Source organism: Variovorax sp. 10N432 (genome assembly GCF_056394465.1).
Genome location: NZ_JBFTHX010000020.1, coordinates 49097 through 68454, shown reverse-complemented (window position 1 = coordinate 68454; position 19358 = coordinate 49097). Strand labels below are relative to the sequence as shown.

Genomic DNA, 19358 nt, shown 5'->3' with positions numbered 1-19358 from the left:
GCGCCACCTGCTCGACGATCACCGGCGCCAGGCCTTCGGTGGGCTCGTCCATCACCAGCAGCTTCGGGTTCAGCAGCAGCGCACGCCCGATCGCCAGCATCTGCTGCTCGCCGCCCGACAGCTGGGCGCCGCCATGGCCGCGCCGTTCGGCCAGCCGCGGGAACATGGCATAGACGCGGTCGACCTCGCGCCGGCGGCCGGCCACCAGGCGCAAGGTCTCGTCGACCGACAGCGACGGCCACACCCGGCGCCCCTGCGGCACGTAGGCGATGCCGCGCTTCGTGATCTCGTTGGGCGCCAGGCCGAGGATCTGCTCGCCGGCCAGGCGGATGCTGCCGCGTGCCGGCACCAGCCCGGTGATCGCGTTGCACAGCGTGGTCTTGCCCATCCCGTTGCGCCCGACGATGCCCAGCACGCCGCGCTCCAGCGTCAAGGCGACACCCTGCAGCGCATGGGCGCGGCCGTAGTACACGTCGAGACCGTCGATCGCCAGGGTCGGCCCGGTGCCGGCCGGGCCGGGATCCCGGTCGCTGCGAAACCATGCCATCAGTGCCTGCTCCCCATGTAGATCGCCTGCACCTGCGCATCGTTCTCGATCTCGGCCGGCGTCCCGGTGCGCAGCACCCGGCCGTTGTGCATCACGGTGACCCGGTCGACCACGCGCAGCGCGATGTCGAGGTCGTGCTCGATCAGCACGAAGCTCATGTGGGCCGGCAGCGAAGCCAGCAGGGCGACCAGTTCGCGCCGCTCGACCGGCGACAGCCCGGCCGCCGGCTCGTCGAACAGGATCAGGCGCGGCGCGCCGGCCAGTGCCATGCCGATCTCGAGCTGGCGCTGCTGCCCGTGGGCCAGGTTGGCCACGCGCTCGTCGGCGATGTGGCTCAGGCGCGCGCGGTCGAGCAGGTCGCGGGTGGCGCGGGTCGAGGCATGGCCGGCGCGCGCCCGCAGGAAGCTGAAGCGGCCGCTGGCCACGCCGCGCACCGCCAGGAACAGGTTGTCGCGGACCGTCAGGTCTCGAAACAGCAGCGAGGACTGGTAGGTGCGCCGCAGCCCCTTGCGGATGCGGTCCTGCGGCGCCAGCTCCGTGATGTCCTCGCCGAAGAAATGGATGCGTCCCGCGGTCGGCGGGAAGTCGCCGGTGACGGCGTTGAAGAGCGTGGTCTTGCCGGCCCCGTTGGAGCCGAGGATCGCGTACTTCTGCCCGGCCGCGACGGTCAGCGACACGTCGTCGACCGCGCGCAGCGCACCGAAGGCACGCGTCACCCCGTCCAGCCGCAGCGCATCGCCCGAGAGCAGCTGCGCGGCGCCGCCGGCAGCCGCGCCGACGCGCGATGCGGCCGGCCTGAGCGGGGTGATCGTGGCCATGCCGGTTCAGGTCCTGCAGTCCGGCACGTCGCGCGTCCCGAGGCCCATCTTCTTGAACTCCGCCTCGGGCAGGCCCAGCGTCTGCGTGATGTTCGGCACCGACTTCACGACCTTGTTGTAGAACGAGCCGTCGGGCGCCTTGGTCACTTCGGTGATGTAGGTGGTGCCGACGCCGTTGCGGTTGGCATCGATCTTGACGTCGCCGGCCGGGCCCTTGAAGTTGGTCTTCTGCAGCGCCTCGCGGTAGGCCTTCTGGCCGTTCGACAGGTCGCCCTTGACCGCATCGAGGCCGTCGAGCGCGGCCTTGGTGTTGATGTAGTACAGGTAGGCGAACAGCGACGGGCTCGGGAAGCCGTCCTTGAAGTTGGCCTTGTAGTCGGCCACGAACTTCTTCCACTCGGGTGTGTCGATCGAGTCGGCCATCGGGCCGGCCGAGGCGGTGCCGAGCAGCGATTCGCGCCGCTTGCCCTTGAAGTTCAGCACCGTCTGGTCGACCGTGATCGAGCCGCCGACCATCGGCTTGTCGCCGCCGGCCTGCTCGTACTGCGTGAGGAAGTTGACCGCGTCGGAGCCGCCCAGGACCACCACCAGCGCATCGACGTCCTTCGGGATCTTGGCGATCACCGAGGCGTAGTCCTTGGTGCCCAGCGGCACCCAGGCCTTGTCGACCACCTTTCCGCCCTTGGCGCAGTAGCTGGCCATGAAGCCCTGCACCTGCGAGTACGGGAAGCCGTAGTCCTCGGCGATCAGGAAGGTCTTCTTGTAGCCCTTGGAGAGCGCGTGTTCGCCCAGCCCCACCATCCACTGCGCGCCTTCGGTGTTGAAGCGGTAGAAATTGGGCGCCGGGTCGCCCAGCGTCGCCGCCTGCGCGCCCGAGGACCCGTTGATGAAGGTGATGTTGGGCTGCGTCTTGGCGTAGTTCTTGACCGCGATGCCTTCATCGCCCGACAGCGGGCCGATCATGATCTGGACCTTGTCCTGCTCGACCGCCTTGCGCGTCGAGTTGACCGCCTTGTCCGGCGTGGCGTCGGACGACACCTTGACGAACTCGATCTTCTTGCCCCCGGCCATGCCGTTCTTTTCCTTCAGCGCCAGGTCGGCGCCGCGCATGCCGTCCTGGCCGGGCGCCGCGAACGGCCCCTCCAGCGAAGCCAGCAGCCCGATCTTCAAGGTCTCCTGGGCTTGCGCGAGGCCGCCCATCGTGACCATCACTGCGGCAGCCACGATGCTGCGCCCGAACACTTTCTTGCCTCTGCTCATGTCTCGCTCCTTCTTTTCATCGATGAATGCGGCCACGGCCGCGGGGGGTGAAAGAGGCGCCCAGACGATGGCGCAGGCCCTGCCAGAGGCCCAGCAAACCGTCCGGGGAAAACAGCACGATCGCGAGGAAGACCCCGCCGATCACGAGATTGAAGCGCTCGCGGTCGACCAGGTCGATGGCGAAGTTCTGCAGCAGCACGAACACGATCGCGCCGACGAAGGCGCCGATCGGATGCTTCATGCCGCCGAGCACGGCGATGATGAGGATGTTGATCATCGCGCCGACACCCACGGTGCCGGGCGAGATGCGGCCGTTGTACCAGACCATCAGCACGCCGCCGACCGCCGCCAGGAAGCCCGCCACCGCATAGGCGGCGACCCGGTGCGCCGTGACGTCGAAGCCCAGCGCCTGCATGCGGCGCGGGTTGTCGCGGATGCCCTGCAGCGCGATGCCGAAGGGCGCGCGGATCAGGTGCTTGACGAAGAAGTAGCCCGCCAGCGCGCAGGCCAGCACCAGGAAATAGAAGGGCATCGGCTCGTGCAGGTCGAGGCCGAAAACGGTCGGCGGCGCGATCCGGCTGAAGCCCTGGAAGCCGTTGAAGACCGTGTAGTTCTGCTGCGCGAGGTAGAAGAAGGCCACGCCCACGGCCAGCGTGATCATGATCGTGTAGATGCCCTCGGTGCGCACCGACAGCCAGCCGATGCCCGCCGCCACCACGGTGGCCAGCGCGACCGCGACGAGGAGCGCGAGCCACCAGGGCCAGCCCAGGCTGATCGCGACGTTGCTGCTGCTGCCGAAGATCGCCAGCATGTAGGCGGCGAAGCCGGCGACCGTCATCTGGGCCAGCGACACCATGCCGCCGTAGCCGCCAAGAAAGGTCAGCGACAGTGCGATCAGGCCCAGCGCCAGCGACTGGGCGCCGATCTGGAAGGTGAAGAAGGGCGTGGCCACGAAGGGGTAGCCGACCACGAACACCAGCACCAGAAGGTGGCGCAGCCGGATCGCCGACAGCGCCCGGCGCCACCAGGCCACGGCGGCTTCGGGCGCCGCGGCACCGGCGCCACGGGGCAGGGACGGCACCGGTACCACCCCCGAGCCGCGGCCGCCGCGAGCCGCCGCGGCCGACCCGTTCATCGCCCGCCGCCAGCGTGCCGCGCTCACTGGCTCTTCCCCATCAGCCCGCGCGGCTTGAAGGCCAGCGCCACCACCATGATCACGAAGGTGAAAACCACGCTGTAGGTCGGCGCATAGGCCAGCCCGAACTGCTCGGCCAGGCCGATCAGCAGTGCGCCGATCGCGGCCCCCACGACGCTGCCCATGCCGCCCACGATCACCACCACCAGCGAGGCCAGCAGGTAGCGCGTGTCCTCGCCGGGCGAGATCGACAGCGCCGTACCGCCGACCACGCCTGCCAGCCCGGCCAGTCCGGCACCGATCGCGAAGGTGAGCGCGAAGACCCGCTGCACGTTGACACCCGAAGCGGCCAGCATCGCGCGGTCGTCGACGCCGGCGCGGATCATCATGCCGATCCGCGTGCGCGCCAGCAGCAGCCAGAGTCCGACGCCGATCACGATCGAGGCGAACAGCACGAAGAGGCGATAGGTCGGGAACTTGGCGACCAGCGGCAGGGTGGTCGAGCCGTAGATCCACGAGGGCGGATCGAAGGTGTAGATCTCGGCGCCCCAGACCCACAGCATCAGGTCGGCCAGCACGATCGACAGGCCGATCGTGACCAGCGTCTGCCGCAGGTCCTGGCCTTGCATGTGGCGGAACACCAGCACCTGCATCAAGAGGCCCATCAGCGCCGCGGCGAGGAAGCCGGCGATGACCGCCAGCGCCCAGGAGCCGGTGCGTTCGCCGACGAACCATCCCACATAGGCGCCGAAGAGGTAGAGCGAGCCGTGCGCCAGGTTGACGTTGCGCATCAGGCCGAAGACCAGCGTGAAGCCACTGGCGACCAGGAAATAGAGCGACGCCAGGGTCATTCCGTTGAGCAGGGTCTTGAAGAAAAGCGTGTAGTTGTCGGCGATCGCCCAGACCACGAACACCGCGATCGGCAGCCCGAAGAGCAGCCAGAGCGCCAGGCTCTTTCGGCTCATGCGGCACGCTCCCAGGCCCGTCGCGAAGCGATCTCGGGCGCCTTGGCGAACTCGCCGTCCTTCATCACGGCGAGGATCCGCTTCGGGTCGCGGAGGATCGACAGGTTGGCCAACGGATCGCCGTCGACCAGCAGCAGGTCGGCCAGGTAGCCGTCCTTGATGCAGCCGAGTTCGTCGGGTCGCATCATGATCTGGCCGCCGTAGAGCGTGGTCGAGCGGATCGCTTCCATCGGCGTGAAGCCCAGGTACTTGACGAAGAACTCGAGATCGCGCGCGTTCTGGCAGTGCGGCGTGAAGGCGAAGCCGTAGTCGCCGCCCGGCAGCACGCGGATGCCGCGCTTGTGCATCTTGGCCAGCGAGACGATCGCGGCTTCCCATTCGGTCTCGTAGCCCATGCCGACCGCCATCTCGTGCGTGACGCCGTAGGGCTCGGCCTCGTACAGCATGGCGTACAGGATCGCGATGCCAGGCGCGACGAAGACCCGGTCCTTGGCGGCCTCGAGCATGTCGATCGCCTCGTCGTCGACGAAGCTGGCGTGGTAGATCAGGTCGATGCCGTGACGCAGCGCCTGCTTGACGCTCTCGGACGAACGCGCATGGGCGATGCCGCGCTTGCCGCGGATGCGCACCTCGCGCATCGCGGCCTCGACCTCCTCGTCCATCATCCAGGTGGTCTCGGACGGCGACTGGGGCGTGAAGTTGTCGCCCGACAGATTGAGCTTGACCGAGTCGACACCGTACTTGAGGAACAGCCGCACCGCCTTGCGCATCTCCTCCGGGCCCGAGATGTTGACGCCGAAGCTGAACTCGGGGAAGGGCAGGTGGGGCAGGGTCTCGTCGCCAAGGCCGCCGACCACGGTGATCTCCTGGCTGGCCGCGAGATAGCGCGGCCCCGGGATCTGGCCGGCATTGATCGCGTTGCGGATCACGACGTCGAGCCGCGGCTTGGCGCAGGCGGCGCCGACGCACGAGGTGAAGCCGGCCTCGAGGTAGCGCCTGGCGACCTTGGCGCACCACAGCACGTGCTCCTCCAGCGGCAAGGTCTGGATTTCGGCCAGCGTCGCGGCATCGTTCCACGAGAAGTGGGTGTGGGCCTCGCACATGCCGGGCATCAGCGTGGCGCCGGCGCCGTCGATCACGGTGGCGCCTCCGGGCGCGATCGGCGCGGTGCTGCGGCCGACCTGGCGGATCCGGTTGCCGCGCACCAGCACGCTGCCGGTGTAGGGGTTCTGCCCCGTGCCGTCGAGGATGCGGACGTTGGTGAAGACGACATCGGCCATGTGCTTCTCCTGTCAGGCCGTGGCCCAGCGCGTGGTGCGCGCCGAGCGCAGCGGCGGCGCGCGGTGGAACTCGCCGTCCTTCATGACGGCCAGGATGCGGGCCTTGTCCTGCAGCACCGTGATGTCGGCCAGCGGATCGCCGTCGATGAGCAGGATGTCGGCCAGGTAGCCTTCGCGGATGTAGCCGAGCACCTTGCCCATGCGCATCATCGGACCGCCCCAGGCGGTGGCCGACAGCAGGGCCTCCATGGTGCTCATGCCGACGTACTTGACGAAGTATTCGAGGTCCTTGGCGTTGGTGCCGTGGGGCGTCCAGGCGAAGCCGTAGTCGCCGCCGGGCAGGATGCGCACGCCGCGCTTGCGCAGCGCGCGCATGCTCTCGACCGCCGCCTCGAGCTCGCGGTGGTAGCCCATTTTCTTCGTCACCTCGGGTGTCAGGCCCCACTGGCTCGCGTGATGGGAGGTGTTGATGAGCCAGGCCAGCCCCGGCGCGATGAAGTGCTCGGTCTTGTGGGCCTCGAGCATGTCGAGCGCCTCGGTGTCGGTGAAGCTGGCGTGGTAGATCACCTCGATGCCTTGCTTGACGCACTGCTTGATCGACCAGGTGGAGCGCGCATGCGCGGCGACGCGCTTGCCCCAGGCCTTGGCCTCCTGCACGCAGACCGTGATCTCTTCTTCGGTGAACTGGCTCATCTCGCTCGGCATGCCGGTGATCGACTCGCCCGAGAGGTTGATCTTCACGGAGTCGACGCCGTACTTGGCGAACATGCGCACGCAGCGGCGCATCTCCTCGGCGCCGCTGACGATCGCGCCGAAGGCGAACTCGGGCTGCGGCAAGTGCGGCCGCGTGGTGTCGCCCAGGCCGCCGGGCACGGTGATCTCCTGGCTGGCCGCGAGGTAGCGCGGGCCGACGATGGTGCCGTCGTTGATCGCGTTGCGGATCACGACGTCGAGCCGCGGCTTGGCGGTGGCGGCGCCGACGCAGCTGGTCCAGCCCATGTCGAGGTAGCGCTTGGCGACCTCGGCGCACCACAGGATGTGCTCCTCCGGCGGCATGCGCTGGATGGCATCGAGGCTGGGCTGGTCGTTCCACGAAAAATGCGTATGGGCCTCGACCATGCCGGGCATCAGGAAGGCGCCGGCACCGTCGATCACCTGCGCACCGGACACCGGCGCCGGGCGCGCGCCGTAGCCGGTCTTGACGACCCGCGCGATGCGGTTGCCCTGCACCAGCACGTCGCCGCTGAAAGGCGCCTCGCCGCCGCCGTCGAAGATCCGCACGTTGGTGAAAAGGACGTCGGCCATGGTCAGTCTCCTACCTGGCTGTTGCTTGCTCTTTTGCACGCTGTTGCAGGGGCGCTTGCGGTTGCCGGGGCGCGTGCCGAGGGCAACAGGAGGTCGTTCCAGCCGATGAACGACGGCCGTGACGGCTCACGCCGATGGTGTGCTCTGCGCAGCGAAGTAAAGGAGGAGGCCGAAGGCCGGGGGACATGAGCGGAGCAGAGCACACCGTCGGCGTGAGCCCGCCCCGACCCGCAAATACTCGGCGTCATCCTAGAAGCTCCTGGCCTGCGCCGCGAGAAACTCGCGCAGTTCGCGCTGGCATTCCTCGGGCCGTTCGATCGGGGTCCAGTGGCCGCAGCGCGGCAGCACCACGACCCGCTTGCTGGCGGCACGGTGCAGCCGTTCGGCCATTGCGCGCACGGCTTGCGGCGGCGCCACGCCGTCCTCGTCGCCGGTCACCAGCAGCACCGGCGCCTCGATTTGCTCGACCGCGGCCGCCTGGGCGCCGGCCAGCGCTTCGCAGCTGCGCGCATAGGCCTCGCCGTCCTGGCGCATCAGGCTCTCGCGCACGTAAGCGACCGCCACCGGAAGCCGCTGGCGGGTGTCGGCGGAGATGGCGCCCTGCAGCAGCGCCTGCGTGATCTCCTGCATGCCCGTCGCGCCTTCGCGCGCCTTGGCGGCACGCGCGGTCATTGCGTTGCGCGCAGCGTCCGGCGGCGCGATCAGCGGTCCGAACAGCGCCACGCTCGCGACCCGCTTCGGATGCAGGGCCGCGATGTGCTGGCAGACGATGGTCCCCATCGAATGGCCGACCCAGTGGGCTCGCGCCACCTTGAGGCGATCGCAGACGTCGAGCACGGTCGCGACATAGCGCTCGATCGACAGCGCGCCCTCGGCGCGTTGCGAGCGGCCGCTGCCCGGCAGGTCGATCCGGATGACCCGGTGCCGCGCCATCGCCGGCATCAGGGGCGTGTAGGTGTTGCCGCTGCCGCCGAGCCCGTGCACGCAGACGATGGCCGGGCCCTCGCCTTCTTCTTCCACCGCGATGCGGTCGATCAGCTGGAAGCCCATGGCCTACTCGAACCGGTTCTCGATGACGCCGAGGCCATCGATCTCGATGCGCACCACGTCGCCGGAGCGCAGCCATTGCGGCGGCTTCAGGCCCATGCCCACGCCCGAGGGCGTGCCGGTGGCGATGACGTCGCCCGGGTACAGCGTGATGCCGCGCGAGCAGGTCTCGATCAGGGTCGGGATGTCGAAGATCATGTCGCGCGTCTGGCCGTCCTGCCGCAGCGCGCCGTTGACCCAGCCGCGCACCCGGGTGGCACGGCCGTCGAGTTCGTCGGCGGTGACGATCCACGGGCCCATGGGGCAGAAGGTGTCGAAGCTCTTGCCGAGGTCCCACTGCTGGTGGCGCATCTGGACGTCGCGCGCCGTGACGTCGTTGACCACCGTGTAGCCGAACACGTGGTCCATCGCATGGGCCGCCAGGATGTCGCGCCCGCCACGGCCGATGACCACAGCGAGTTCGGATTCGTAGTCGATCTGGATCGAGGCGGCGGGGGAGGGCAGGCGGACCGCGTCGTGCGGCCCGACCACGCATTCGCCGAGCTTGCCGAAGACGATCGGCCAGGGGTCGGTCTCGGGCATCGCGGCACGGAACACGGAGCCGGCCAGTTCGGCCGCATGGGCGCGGTAGTTGCGGCCGACGCAGAACAGGCTGCGCAAGGGGCGCGGCAGCGGCGCGCGAAGCGTGATGACCTCGACCGGCAGTCGCGTGCCCGACGGCAGCGGCAGCGGTTCGCCGGCTGCCAGCGCCCGGATCAGCGGCAAGGCCCCGAGCGAAGGGTCGCGCACGCCCAGGGGCGTGGCCTCCCGCCCGTCGGGCGAGATCGTTCCCACGTGGTCGCGTCCACCCCAATTCCAGCTTGCCAGGCGCATCGACTTTGTCTCCATATTGCCCCGGGGTCCAACGGCGTGCGCCGCGGCCTCGAAGTCTCGGAAGTCATGTTTGAGACTTGCGTCTCAAATCGGGATCGCTGCATCATACGATCCGGCATCCGCTGTTCACAATAGATTCCGAGCCCTCCAAAGCCCCGTACAAACCCGATGGCGAGACTGAAACACAAGCTGAGCGAACCCCCGCTCCCCCCCGAGCGCGGGGTCAAGGCGGCCACTTTCCGGCTGCTGCTCGACACCGCCATGACGATCATCCAGGAGAGCGGCCACATCCCTTCGGTGGCCGAGGCCGCGGCCCGCTCGAAGGTGTCGCGGGCCACGGCCTACCGCTATTTCCCGAGCCGCAGCGCACTGGTCACCGCGGTGATCGACAGCTCGCTCGGGCCGGTGCGCAAGCTGGCATCGGCCAACCCGAACGGCCGCGACCGCGTGCACGAGCTGTTTCTCCAGACCTTCCCGCGCTTCAAGGAGTTCGAGGCGCAACTGCGCGCCGCCGCCCAGCTCTCGCTGGAACAGTGGGGGCTGGAGCGGGCCGGCCTGCTGGAGGAGGAGCCCTACCGCCGCGGCCATCGCGTGCGCATCCTCGAGCATGCGATCGAGCCGCTGGCGCCGTTGATGAGCCCGGCCGTGCGCAACCGGCTGCACCATGCGCTGTCGGTGGTCTACGGCATCGAGCCCTACGTGATCCTGAAGGACATCTGGGGCCTCGGCGACCGCGAGGTGGAGCGCACCGCCCTGTGGATGGCCGACGCGCTGATCGACGCCGCGCTGCGCGATGCCGAGCAGAAGCCGGCCCGCCGCCGCCCGGCCAAGGCCAATGGCGCCCGGGCGACGGCGCTGGCCGCCAAGGGCGGTTGAACGCCATGCCGCGCCCGTCGCCCGCATGGTTCGATGCCCAATACAACGCCCGGGCCGGCATCCCGGAGCATCCCGCGATCCTCCGGCATTGGGCCGATGCTTCTGCCCGTGCGCTGGCCCGATCGGGCTGGGTGCTCGACCTGGCCTATGGCGATGACGCCAGCGAACGGCTCGACATCCTGCCGGCCGCCGGCGCCGCGGGAGCGCCGGTGCTCGTCTACATCCACGGAGGCTACTGGCGCGCCCTCGACAAGCGCGACCAGGCCTTCGTGGCGCCGCCTTTCGCCGACGCGGGCGCGATGGTCGCGCAGCTCAACTACGCCCTGTGTCCGGCCGTCGGCATCGAGCACATCGCAATGCAGCTGACGCAGGCGCTGGCCTGGGTCTGGCGGCACGCGGCCGACCACGGCGGCGACCGCGAGCGCATCGTGGTGGCCGGCCATTCGGCGGGCGGGCATCTGGCGGCGATGCTGCTGGCTTGCGACTGGCAGGCGGTGGCGGCGGACCTTCCCGCGGATCTGGTCAAGTCGGCGCTGGCCATCTCGGGCCTCTACGAACTGGAGCCGCTGCGGCATGCGCCCTTCCTGGCCGCCGACATCGGCCTCAGCGCGGCGTCGGCACGGCGCCTCAGCCCGGCACTGTGGCCCGCGCCGGCCCGCGGCAGGCTGGCGATCGTGGTCGGCGGCGACGAGAGCGAGGAGTTCCGGCGCCAATCCGCGCTGATCGCGAGCGCCTGGGGGCCGGTGGTCGTCGCCGCCGAAACGGTGGCGGGGCGCAACCACATGGACGTGCTGCATGAGATCGCCGACCCGCATTCGCGCACCCACGCGCTCGCGCTGGAACTGCTCGGAATCCCTTGAACGCGCCGGGCTCGCCCAGCCCTATCATCCGGCCCGGCCCCGGTTCGTTCGCGCCCCTCGACGGAGACAGACGATGAAGTCCACCATGATGCCGGTGCAGCTCAGCACCAACCAGATCCTCGACCGCGCCGGCACCTATTTCGGCGACCAAGAGGTGCTGGGCCGGCTGCCCGACAGGTCGACCTACCGTCGCAGCTACCGCGAGATCCGGCGCCGGGCCCGGCAGCTGGCCCAGGCCCTGCGCGACAAGGCCGGCATCGCCCGCGGCGACCCGGTCGCCACCATGAGCTGGAACCATGCCTGGCACCTCGAGAGCTACTTCGGCATCCCGGCCGCGGGCGCGGTGCTGCACACCCTGAACCTGCGGCTGTCACCCGAGGACATCGCCTACATCATGGACGATGCCGGCGACCGCGTGCTGATCGTCGACGACGTGCTGCTGCCGGTCTGGGAGCGCGTGTCGCCGCTGCTCAGGCAGCAGCCGCGCGTCATCGTCGTGCCGTTCAGCGGTGCCGCCTTGCCGGCGGGCCTGCAGAGCTACGAGGACTTCATCGAAGGCGACGCCACCGGCTACCGCTACCCCGAGCAGGACGAGAACGAGGCGGTCGGCATGTGCTACACCTCGGGCACCACGGGCCGGCCGAAAGGCGTCGTGTATTCGCACCGCTCGATGGTGCTGCACGCCATCACCGGCTGCATCCCCGACCTGTTCGCGCTGTCGGCGCGCGACCAGGTGATGATGGTCACGCCCATGTTCCACGCCAACGCCTGGGCCGTGCCGTTCTCGGCCATGATGGTCGGCGCCGGACAGGTCCTGCCCGGCCCCCACCTCGGCGGCGACGACCTGCTCGACCTGATGGAAGAAGGCCAGGTCACGATGGCGCTCGGCGTGCCGACCATCTGGATGATGATCTGGCAGGCCATGCAGAAGCCGACCCGCGAGCGCCGCCTCGTGAAGGGCATGCGGATGCTGGTCGGCGGCGCCGCGGTGCCGCCGTCGATGATCGCCAACTTCGCTTCGCACGACATGCACATCGTGCAGGGCTGGGGCATGACCGAGACCTCGCCGCTCGGCAGCGTGCCGGTCATCAAGCCCAAGCATCTCGCGCTGCCCGACGAAGCGCGGCATGCGCTGCGCGCCATGCAGGGCATCGCCACGCCGCTGGTCGAGATGCGCATCGTCGACGAGGCCGCGGGCCTGCAGCCCTGGGACGGCAAGGCCTCGGGCGAAGTGCAGGTGCGCGGGCCGTGGGTCACGGGCGGCTACCACGCGACGCCGGACGACCCGGGCAAGTTCACCGCCGACGGCTGGCTGCGCACCGGCGACATCGGCACCATCGACCCCGACGGCTACATGCACCTGGTCGACCGCAGCAAGGACATGATCAAGTCGGGCGGCGAGTGGATCAGCTCGGTCGAGCTCGAGAACCTGGTCATGGGCCATCCCGCGGTGGCCGAGGCCTCGGTGGTCGCGATCGCCCACCCCAAGTGGGGCGAGCGGCCGCTGGTGGTGGCGGTGCGGCGTCCCGGCGCCGAGGTCGATGCACCGGCGCTGCGCGAATTCCTGCGCCCGAAGCTGGCGCGTTTCCAGTTGCCCGACGACTTCGAATGGGTCGACGCGATCCCCAAGACCGGGACCGGCAAGTTCCTCAAGACGCGGCTGCGCGAGATGTACCGCGACCGGGTCTCGCAGTCGCCCGACTGAGTCTCCCGCGGCCGCCTGCCGGCCGATGCTGCTGATAGCATCGCGTTGCATCGGCAACCGGTTTTCATACAAGGAGAGACAACGTGGGAGAACTTCTTTCTCTCCTGCGCTTCAACGCGGGCTCCGGCCACATCTGGCTGGACGAGCAGCGCATGCTGCTGCTGCATGCGCGTGCCTTTGCCGAACTGCGCAAGGAGTTGCTGGATTCGCTGGGCGTCGAGCGCGCTCGCGGCCTGCTGGTGCGCATGGGCTTCGCGTCGGGCCAGCGCGACGGCGAGCTGGCGGTCAAGGAGCGGCGCGCCGGCCTGCGCACCGAAGACGCCTTCATGCTCGGCCCGCGCCTGCACTCGATCGAAGGCATCGTCAGCGTCGAGATGATCAAGCTCGAGATGGACTTGGAGAACAAGCAGTTCTTCGGCGAGTTCGTCTGGGAGAACTCCTGGGAGTGCGAGGCCCACGTGGCCGACTTCGGATACGGCGACGATCCGCAATGCTGGTCGCAGATCGGCTATGCGTCGGGCTACACCAGCGCCTTCATGGGCCGGCTGGTGGTCTTCAAGGAGGTCGAGTGCACCAGCATGGGCGACAGCCGCTGCCGCATCGTCGGCCACGTCGCAGAGGAGTGGCAGGACGAGCGCTACCTCGACTACTTCCGGCAGCACCACGTCGCGGAGCGGCTGATCGAGTTCAACCTCGGGCTCGAACACCTGCGCGCCCTGCAGCCGCGCCGCGAATACGACCAGAAGCTGGTCGGCGTCTCGCCGGGCTTTCGCGCGGCCTTCGACCTGCTGCGGACGGCCGCCCGGAGCGCCATCACCGTGCTGCTGCTCGGCGAGACCGGGGTCGGCAAGGAGCTGTTCGCGCGCTGGCTGCACGACAACGGGCCGCGCGCCAAGCAGCCCTTCATCGCGGTCAACTGCGCCGCGATCCCGGCGGAGCTGATCGAGGCCGAGCTGTTCGGGGTCGAGAAGGGCGCCTACACCGGCGCCCACCATGCGCGCGCGGGCCGCTTCGAGCGCGCCCACGGCGGCACCCTGTTTCTCGATGAGGCGGGCGACCTGCCGCCGGCGACCCAGGTGAAGCTGCTGCGCGTGCTGCAGACCGGCGAGATCGAGCGCCTCGGCGCCGACCAGGCGACGCGGGTCGATGTCCGCATCGTCGCGGCGACCAACGTCGACCTGCCGCGGGCGATGCAGGCCGGCAAGTTCAGGAGCGATCTCTTCTACCGCCTCAACACCTTCCCGATCACCATTCCGCCGCTGCGCGAGCGCACGGCCGACATCCCGGCGCTGGTCGGGCGCTTCGTCGAGAAGTACAGCACGCTGTACGGCAAGAAGCTGCGCGGCCTGACCGACAAGGCGATGCGCGAGGTCATGAAGCACGCGTGGCCGGGCAACATCCGCGAACTCGAGAATGTGATCGAGCGCGCGGTGCTGCTGGCGCCCGACCATGGCGACATCGAGGCCGCGTACCTGTGGAGTTCGCCTTCGGGCGCGCCGGTCGAGGGCCAACTCGGTGCCGGCGGCCAGATCACGCAATCCGAAGGCGGCACGCTGGACGCGCTGTGCGAGCGCGTCCTCGAGGAAAGCATCGACATCGCATCGCTCGAGCAGCGGCTGATGCAAATGGCCATGCAGCGGGCCAAGGGCAACCTGTCGCAGGCGGCGCGGCTGCTGGGCATCACGCGGCCGCAGCTGGCCTACCGGTTGAAGAAGGAAGGACTGCCGGCGTCCTGAGTCCGCGGGCCCCTGCGCCTGAGCCCGCGGATTTCACCATTTGATCACGCTGCACCGCAGCAAATGATCACCCCATCATCCGGGACAACCCGGACCACCCGGCCCGGTCACCGGCCGGGTCCATACAAATCAATCACTTAGCCGCGCTGGCACGCGCGTTGCCCTTATTGGTCGGGGCGGCGCTGTTGCCGACCCGGATTTGATGGATTGAACACGTGACCCTTTCAACCCCGCCGGACCGGCACAGCGGCAGTGCCAGCGCGATGACCGGACAGCCGTGCTTCGTGCGCGTCACGGGCACCCGTGACGCGCGCTTCGTCGAGTTCGAGTTCGCCATCGGCGACCCCGAACTGGCGGTCGAGCTGGTCATGCAGTTCGATCAGTTCCGCGAATTCTGCGAGCGCCACCAGGTACGCCACCTGACGACCGAGGAGGGCGCCCGGCTCGACTTCGAGCGCATGAAGTGGCGCTACGGCGCCCCCGGCATCGATCACTAGACCCTGAACCCCACCCGAGGAGACACCCCGTGCAAGTCGACATCAAGACCACCGACATCCGGCCGATCCGCCAGACCTTCTCGCACGTCGCCCGGCGGCTCGGCGACAAGCCGGCTTCGCGCTACCAGGAAGCCACGCTGGACATGCAGCCGACCGCCAACTTCCACTACCGGCCGCTGTGGCAGCCCGAGTACGAGCTCTACGACAAGCGCCGCACCGCGATCGCGATGGCCGACTGGTACAGCTTCAAGGACCCGCGCCACTTCTACTACGGCGTCTACACGATGACCCGCGCCCGGCAGCAGGAAGGCGCCGACCGGCAGTTCGAGTTCGCCGAGAAGCGCCGGCTGCTGGCCCAGGCCGACGCCGGCACCCGCGAATCATTGCAGCAGGTGCTGGTGCCGCTGCGCCACTACGAATGGGGCGCCAACATGAACCACAGCTACTGCTGCGGCTACGGCTACGGCACCGCGGTGACGCAGCCCTTCATCTTCGCCGCCATGGACCGGCTGGGCATCGCGCAGTACCTGTCGCGCGTAGGCCTGCAGCTCGACGGCAACTCGGGCGCCGCGCTGGACGCCGGCAAGGAAGCCTGGCTCTCGCACCCGGCCTGGCAGGGCGTCCGCCGCCTGATGGAAAACCTGTTCGTCACGCGCGACTGGTTCGAGGTCTTCGTGGCGCAGAACCTGGTCTTCGACGGCCTGCTGTATCCGCTGGTCTACCGGCGCTACGTGAACGAGCGCAGCGCCGCCACCGGCAATGCGCTGGCGATGCTGACCGAGTTCCAGAACGACTGGTTCGACGAGAACCTGCGCTGGGTCGACGCCACGGTCAAGACCGCGGCCGATGAATCGCCGGCCAACAAGGCGCAGCTCGCAGCCTGGTATCGGACCTGGCGCGAGCAGATCGTCGATGCGCTCGGACCGCTGTCGGCCTTGGCGCTGGGCGCCGGCGGCGCTGAAGCGCTGCAGGCCGTCGCCGCCGAACTCGACGCCCGCGCCGCGCGCCTCGGCATCGCCGCTTGATGACAACAACCCAGGAGACCCGAATGACCACCGCCACCGCAGACATCGCCCGCCCGCCGGTCTTCATCGCGCTGCAGACCAGCGAGACCGCACGCGCCATCGTCGAGGCCATCCTCGCCGACAACCCCGGCGCCACCGCCATCGACTACCCGGCGATGGTCAAGGTCGATGCACCGGGCCGGCTGGTGATCCGCCAGGCCTCGGTCGAGGAGCGCGTCGGCCGCCGCTGGGACCTGCAGGAGATCCACCTGAGCCTGATCTCGCTGTCCGGAAGCATCGAAGAGACCGACGACGAATTCATCCTCCATTGGGGCGCCTGAGCGCACCGCACCACTGCATCACCGCATCACCGCATTCAAGGACACGACGCCATGACCCACGCAGACAACACCAAGCGCCCCGCCGCCCGGCTCGGCCTGAAGGAACGCTACGCGATGATGACCCGCGGCCTCGGCTGGGACACCACCTACCAGTCGATGGACGATGTCTTTCCCTTCGACAAGTTCGAGGGCATCAAGATCCACGACTGGGACCAGTGGGAAGACCCGTTCCGCCTCACGATGGACGCCTACTGGAAGTTCCAGGGCGAGAAGGAAAAGAAGCTCTACGCGATCATCGACGCCTTCCAGCAGAACAACGGCCAGTTCAACATCAGCGACCCGCGCTACCTGAACACGCTGAAGCTGTTCCTGACCGGCGTCTCGCCGCTCGAATACGCGGCGCACCGCGGCTATGCGATGGCCGGGCGATCGCTGCGCGGCGTCGGCGCGCGCGTGGCCTGCCAGATGCAGTCGATCGACGAGCTGCGCCATGCGCAGACGCAGTTCCACACCATCAGCCACTTCAACAAGTACTTCAACGGGCTGCACGATCCGCAGCACATGCACGACCGGGTCTGGTACCTCTCGGTGCCCAAGAGCTACTTCGAGGACGCGATGAGCGCCGGGCCCTTCGAGTTCATCACCGCGATCTCGTTCTCGTTCGAGTACGTGCTGACCAACCTGCTGTTCATGCCCTTCATGAGCGGCGCCGCCTACAACGGCGACATGGCGACCGTGACCTTCGGCTTCTCGGCCCAGAGCGACGAGTCGCGCCACATGACGCTGGGGCTCGAGGTCGTGAAGTTCATCCTGGAGCAGGACCCGGACAACGTCCCCATCGTGCAGAAGTGGGTCGACAAGTGGTTCTGGCGCGGCTACCGCCTGCTGACCCTGGTCGCGATGATGATGGACTACATGCTGCCCAAGCGCGTGATGAGCTGGTCCGAGGCCTGGGAGATGTACTTCGAGAAGAACGGCGGCGCGCTGTTCCAGGATCTGGCGCGCTACGGCATCCGCATGCCCAAGTACCACGAAGTCGCGACGAAGGAGAAGAGCCGCCTCTCGCACGAGGCGTGGGCCACCTTCAACAACTACGGCCACGCTGCCGACTTCAATGTCTGGGTGCCGCGGCCCGAAGAAATGGACTGGCTGTCGGAGAAGTACCCCGAGACCTTCGACCGGATGTATCGCCCGCGCTTCGAGTGGCTCGCCGAGCAGGAGCGCCAGGGCAAGCGCTGGTTCAACAACACCTTGCCGATGCTGTGCCAGACCTGCCAGGTGCCGATGTTCTTCACCGAGCCCGACGACCCGACAAAGATCTGCTACCGCGAGAGCAGCTACCACGGCATGAAGCATCACTTCTGCTCCGACGGCTGCAAGGACATCTTCGACGACGAGCCCGAGAAATACGTTCAGGCCTGGCTGCCGGTGCACCAGATCTACCAGGGCAACTGCTTCCCCGAGGGCACCGACCCGACGGTGCCGGGCTTCGACCCGCTGGCCGCGGTGCTGAAGTATTACCACATCAACGACGGCGCGGACAACGGCGAATTCAACACCTCGCCGGACAAGGCGAACTGGGAGCGCTGGACCGGCCAGGACCTGTCGGCGCAGCCTGCGCAGCCGAAGGTCGCCTGAAGCTCACCGAACCCGACACAGGAGAAACCCATGTCTGTTGTTGCACTCGCCCCCGGCTACACCGGCACCGTCGCGGACAGCGAAGACCGCTTCCACGGCAACCGCCTTCTCTACATCGGCTGGGACGACCACCTGCTGTTCTGCTCGCCCGTGTGCCTGCCGCTGCCCGCGGCCATGCCCTTCGGCGCGCTCCTGAGCGAGGTGCTGCCCGGCGTCTACGGCAGCCATCCCGACTTCGAGAAGATCGATTGGGGGCAAGCCCAGTGGCTCGACTCGGGCAAGCCCTTCGTGCCCGATCCGGCGAAGTCGCTGGCCGACAACGGCCTGGTCCACAAGTCCGTGATCCGCTTCCGGGTGCCCGGCCTCAAGGGCATCAAGGGCTCGCACAGCTGAAGCCGCGAGGACCAACGCCATGAGCTTCCAGATCATGATCGAGCCGCTCGGACAAGGCGTCGCCGCCCGCGACGGCCAGACGGTGTTGGACGCCTGCCTGCGCGCCGGCGTCTGGCTGCCGCACGCCTGCGGCCACGGCGTCTGCGGCACGTGCAAGGTGCAGGTGCTCGAGGGCGAATGCGAGCACGGCGAGGCCTCCAACTTCGCGCTGATGGATTTCGAGCGCGACGAAGGCAAGATCCTCGCCTGCTGTGCCACGGCGCAGGCCGACCTCGTGATCGAGGCCGAGATCGACGAAGACCCCGACGCGCAGTTCCTGCCGCTCGAGGACTTCGACGCCGAGCTGGTCGAGGCCCGAATGCTGACGCCGACGATCCGCGGGCTCTGGCTGCGCACCGCCAAGCCTGCTGCGTTCCAGGCCGGCCAGTACCTGATGCTGCATGTGCCCGGCGTCGAGGGCGAGCGGGCTTTTTCGATCGCCAATGCACCGCATGAGGACCTGATCGAGCTGCACATCCGCCGCGTGCCCCAGGGCCGCGCCACGGGCTGGCTGCACGACGAGCTGCAGGTCGGCCAGACGCTGCGCTTCACGGCGCCGAACGGCCGCTTCTTCGTTCGCAAGTCGGCGCGCCTGCCGATGATCTTCGTGGCCGGCGGCTCGGGCCTGTCGAGCCCCAAGGCCATGGTGCTCGACCTCCTGAACGAGGGCTGCGAACTCCCGATCACCCTGATCCAGGGCGCGCGCAACCATGAAGAGCTCTACTTCAGCGAGGTCTTCGAGGCGCTCGCGGAACGCCATCCGAACTTCAGCTACGTGCCGGTGCTGTCCGACCTGGCGCCGGATGCCGATTGGAGCGGCGCACGCGGCTACGCCCACGAGGCGCTGAAGGCGCACTTCGCGAACGACTTCCGCGGCCACAAGGCCTATCTGTGCGGACCGCCGCCGATGACCGAGGCCTGCATCGCGACCCTGATGCAGGGCCGGCTGTTCGAGCGCGACATCTACACCGAGAAGTTCTTCACCGCCGCCGACGCCGCCACCGCCGCGCCGCGCAGCCCGCTTTTCAAGGCGCTTTGA

The 19358-nt window shown here is 68.6% G+C and carries 18 protein-coding genes and 1 pseudogene; 10 read left to right on the top strand and 9 right to left on the bottom strand.

From position 1 onward, the window contains the following. Positions 1–49: 49 nt before the first annotated feature. The 9 genes and pseudogenes from AC1DF3_RS22385 to AC1DF3_RS22345 form a co-directional block, all read right to left on the bottom strand. A pseudogene (locus AC1DF3_RS22385) lies at positions 50–547 on the bottom strand (ABC transporter ATP-binding protein); the annotation flags it as partial. Further along, positions 547–1365, bottom strand: coding sequence for an ABC transporter ATP-binding protein (locus AC1DF3_RS22380; RefSeq protein ID WP_478140881.1), 819 nt, complete (start codon positions 1363–1365; stop codon positions 547–549). The pseudogene AC1DF3_RS22385 and the gene AC1DF3_RS22380, both read right to left, overlap by 1 nt. Before the next feature lie 6 nt (positions 1366–1371). Then, a complete protein-coding gene (locus AC1DF3_RS22375; protein WP_301812876.1) occupies positions 1372–2625 on the bottom strand; it encodes an ABC transporter substrate-binding protein in 1254 nt (417 codons plus the stop codon). A gap of 16 nt (positions 2626–2641) precedes the next feature. Further along, positions 2642–3760: a branched-chain amino acid ABC transporter permease gene (locus AC1DF3_RS22370; RefSeq protein ID WP_478140880.1), complete on the bottom strand. Its 1119-nt coding sequence runs from the start codon at positions 3758–3760 to the stop codon at positions 2642–2644. A gap of 23 nt (positions 3761–3783) precedes the next feature. After that, on the bottom strand, positions 3784–4725 hold the full coding sequence (locus AC1DF3_RS22365) for a branched-chain amino acid ABC transporter permease (protein ID WP_478140879.1): 942 nt from the start codon (positions 4723–4725) through the stop codon (positions 3784–3786). Next, positions 4722–6005 carry a metal-dependent hydrolase family protein gene (locus AC1DF3_RS22360; RefSeq protein WP_286536803.1) on the bottom strand — a complete coding sequence of 428 codons (1284 nt, stop codon included), beginning with the start codon at positions 6003–6005 and terminating at the stop codon, positions 4722–4724. The genes AC1DF3_RS22365 and AC1DF3_RS22360 overlap by 4 nt, the downstream gene beginning before the upstream one ends. 12 nt (positions 6006–6017) lie before the next feature. Next, entirely contained in the window at positions 6018–7310 is a 1293-nt protein-coding gene (locus AC1DF3_RS22355; protein ID WP_478140878.1) for a metal-dependent hydrolase family protein, read from the bottom strand. Between the two features lie 249 nt (positions 7311–7559). After that, positions 7560–8360 carry an alpha/beta fold hydrolase gene (locus AC1DF3_RS22350; RefSeq protein ID WP_478140877.1) on the bottom strand — a complete coding sequence of 267 codons (801 nt, stop codon included), beginning with the start codon at positions 8358–8360 and terminating at the stop codon, positions 7560–7562. Between the two features lie 3 nt (positions 8361–8363). After that, positions 8364–9230 (bottom strand): fumarylacetoacetate hydrolase family protein, encoded by an 867-nt coding sequence (locus AC1DF3_RS22345; protein ID WP_478140876.1) that lies wholly within the window; start codon positions 9228–9230, stop codon positions 8364–8366. 168 nt (positions 9231–9398) lie between these two features. On the opposite strand from AC1DF3_RS22345, the gene AC1DF3_RS22340 reads away from it, so the two are divergent. The 10 genes from AC1DF3_RS22340 to AC1DF3_RS22295 all read left to right on the top strand — a co-directional run bounded on the left by AC1DF3_RS22340 (position 9399) and on the right by AC1DF3_RS22295 (position 19358). Beyond that, positions 9399–10106 carry a TetR/AcrR family transcriptional regulator gene (locus AC1DF3_RS22340; RefSeq protein WP_286373071.1) on the top strand — a complete coding sequence of 236 codons (708 nt, stop codon included), beginning with the start codon at positions 9399–9401 and terminating at the stop codon, positions 10104–10106. A 5-nt stretch (positions 10107–10111) separates the two neighbouring features. Beyond that, positions 10112–10966: an alpha/beta hydrolase gene (locus AC1DF3_RS22335; protein ID WP_478140875.1), complete on the top strand. Its 855-nt coding sequence runs from the start codon at positions 10112–10114 to the stop codon at positions 10964–10966. Between the two features lie 73 nt (positions 10967–11039). Beyond that, complete coding sequence (locus tag AC1DF3_RS22330) at positions 11040–12671, top strand: long-chain fatty acid--CoA ligase (RefSeq protein WP_478140874.1); 1632 nt, start codon at positions 11040–11042, stop codon at positions 12669–12671. A gap of 83 nt (positions 12672–12754) precedes the next feature. Then, positions 12755–14407: a sigma-54-dependent Fis family transcriptional regulator gene (locus AC1DF3_RS22325; RefSeq protein ID WP_286536809.1), complete on the top strand. Its 1653-nt coding sequence runs from the start codon at positions 12755–12757 to the stop codon at positions 14405–14407. A gap of 215 nt (positions 14408–14622) precedes the next feature. After that, the gene (locus AC1DF3_RS22320; protein ID WP_478140873.1) at positions 14623–14904 is read left to right on the top strand and encodes a phenol hydroxylase subunit; all 282 of its coding nucleotides are present in this window, start codon (positions 14623–14625) and stop codon (positions 14902–14904) included. A 29-nt stretch (positions 14905–14933) separates the two neighbouring features. Next, complete coding sequence (locus AC1DF3_RS22315) at positions 14934–15929, top strand: aromatic/alkene monooxygenase hydroxylase subunit beta (RefSeq protein ID WP_478140872.1); 996 nt, start codon at positions 14934–14936, stop codon at positions 15927–15929. A 23-nt stretch (positions 15930–15952) separates the two neighbouring features. After that, positions 15953–16249 carry an MmoB/DmpM family protein gene (locus tag AC1DF3_RS22310; RefSeq protein WP_286373638.1) on the top strand — a complete coding sequence of 99 codons (297 nt, stop codon included), beginning with the start codon at positions 15953–15955 and terminating at the stop codon, positions 16247–16249. 51 nt (positions 16250–16300) lie between these two features. Continuing rightward, entirely contained in the window at positions 16301–17887 is a 1587-nt protein-coding gene (locus AC1DF3_RS22305; protein WP_301812887.1) for an aromatic/alkene/methane monooxygenase hydroxylase/oxygenase subunit alpha, read from the top strand. A 30-nt stretch (positions 17888–17917) separates the two neighbouring features. After that, the gene (locus tag AC1DF3_RS22300) at positions 17918–18280 is read left to right on the top strand and encodes a phenol hydroxylase subunit P4 (RefSeq protein ID WP_286373636.1); all 363 of its coding nucleotides are present in this window, start codon (positions 17918–17920) and stop codon (positions 18278–18280) included. A gap of 19 nt (positions 18281–18299) precedes the next feature. After that, a complete protein-coding gene (locus AC1DF3_RS22295; protein ID WP_286536813.1) occupies positions 18300–19358 on the top strand; it encodes an NADH:ubiquinone reductase (Na(+)-transporting) subunit F in 1059 nt (352 codons plus the stop codon).

What these genes read in the sequence shown, in the direction of transcription:
- AC1DF3_RS22350 (WP_478140877.1), bottom strand. Translation starts at nt 8,360, where the DNA reads ATGGGCTTCCAGCTGATCGACCGCATCGCGGTGGAAGAAGAAGGCGAG.
- AC1DF3_RS22335 (WP_478140875.1), top strand. Translation starts at nt 10,112, where the DNA reads ATGCCGCGCCCGTCGCCCGCATGGTTCGATGCCCAATACAACGCCCGG.
- AC1DF3_RS22365 (WP_478140879.1), bottom strand. Translation starts at nt 4,725, where the DNA reads ATGAGCCGAAAGAGCCTGGCGCTCTGGCTGCTCTTCGGGCTGCCGATC.
- AC1DF3_RS22300 (WP_286373636.1), top strand. Translation starts at nt 17,918, where the DNA reads ATGTCTGTTGTTGCACTCGCCCCCGGCTACACCGGCACCGTCGCGGAC.
- AC1DF3_RS22330 (WP_478140874.1), top strand. Translation starts at nt 11,040, where the DNA reads ATGAAGTCCACCATGATGCCGGTGCAGCTCAGCACCAACCAGATCCTC.
- AC1DF3_RS22375 (WP_301812876.1), bottom strand. Translation starts at nt 2,625, where the DNA reads ATGAGCAGAGGCAAGAAAGTGTTCGGGCGCAGCATCGTGGCTGCCGCA.
- AC1DF3_RS22380 (WP_478140881.1), bottom strand. Translation starts at nt 1,365, where the DNA reads ATGGCCACGATCACCCCGCTCAGGCCGGCCGCATCGCGCGTCGGCGCG.
- AC1DF3_RS22355 (WP_478140878.1), bottom strand. Translation starts at nt 7,310, where the DNA reads ATGGCCGACGTCCTTTTCACCAACGTGCGGATCTTCGACGGCGGCGGC.
- AC1DF3_RS22295 (WP_286536813.1), top strand. Translation starts at nt 18,300, where the DNA reads ATGAGCTTCCAGATCATGATCGAGCCGCTCGGACAAGGCGTCGCCGCC.
- AC1DF3_RS22360 (WP_286536803.1), bottom strand. Translation starts at nt 6,005, where the DNA reads ATGGCCGATGTCGTCTTCACCAACGTCCGCATCCTCGACGGCACGGGG.
- AC1DF3_RS22340 (WP_286373071.1), top strand. Translation starts at nt 9,399, where the DNA reads ATGGCGAGACTGAAACACAAGCTGAGCGAACCCCCGCTCCCCCCCGAG.
- AC1DF3_RS22370 (WP_478140880.1), bottom strand. Translation starts at nt 3,760, where the DNA reads ATGAACGGGTCGGCCGCGGCGGCTCGCGGCGGCCGCGGCTCGGGGGTG.
- AC1DF3_RS22345 (WP_478140876.1), bottom strand. Translation starts at nt 9,230, where the DNA reads ATGCGCCTGGCAAGCTGGAATTGGGGTGGACGCGACCACGTGGGAACG.
- AC1DF3_RS22305 (WP_301812887.1), top strand. Translation starts at nt 16,301, where the DNA reads ATGACCCACGCAGACAACACCAAGCGCCCCGCCGCCCGGCTCGGCCTG.
- AC1DF3_RS22310 (WP_286373638.1), top strand. Translation starts at nt 15,953, where the DNA reads ATGACCACCGCCACCGCAGACATCGCCCGCCCGCCGGTCTTCATCGCG.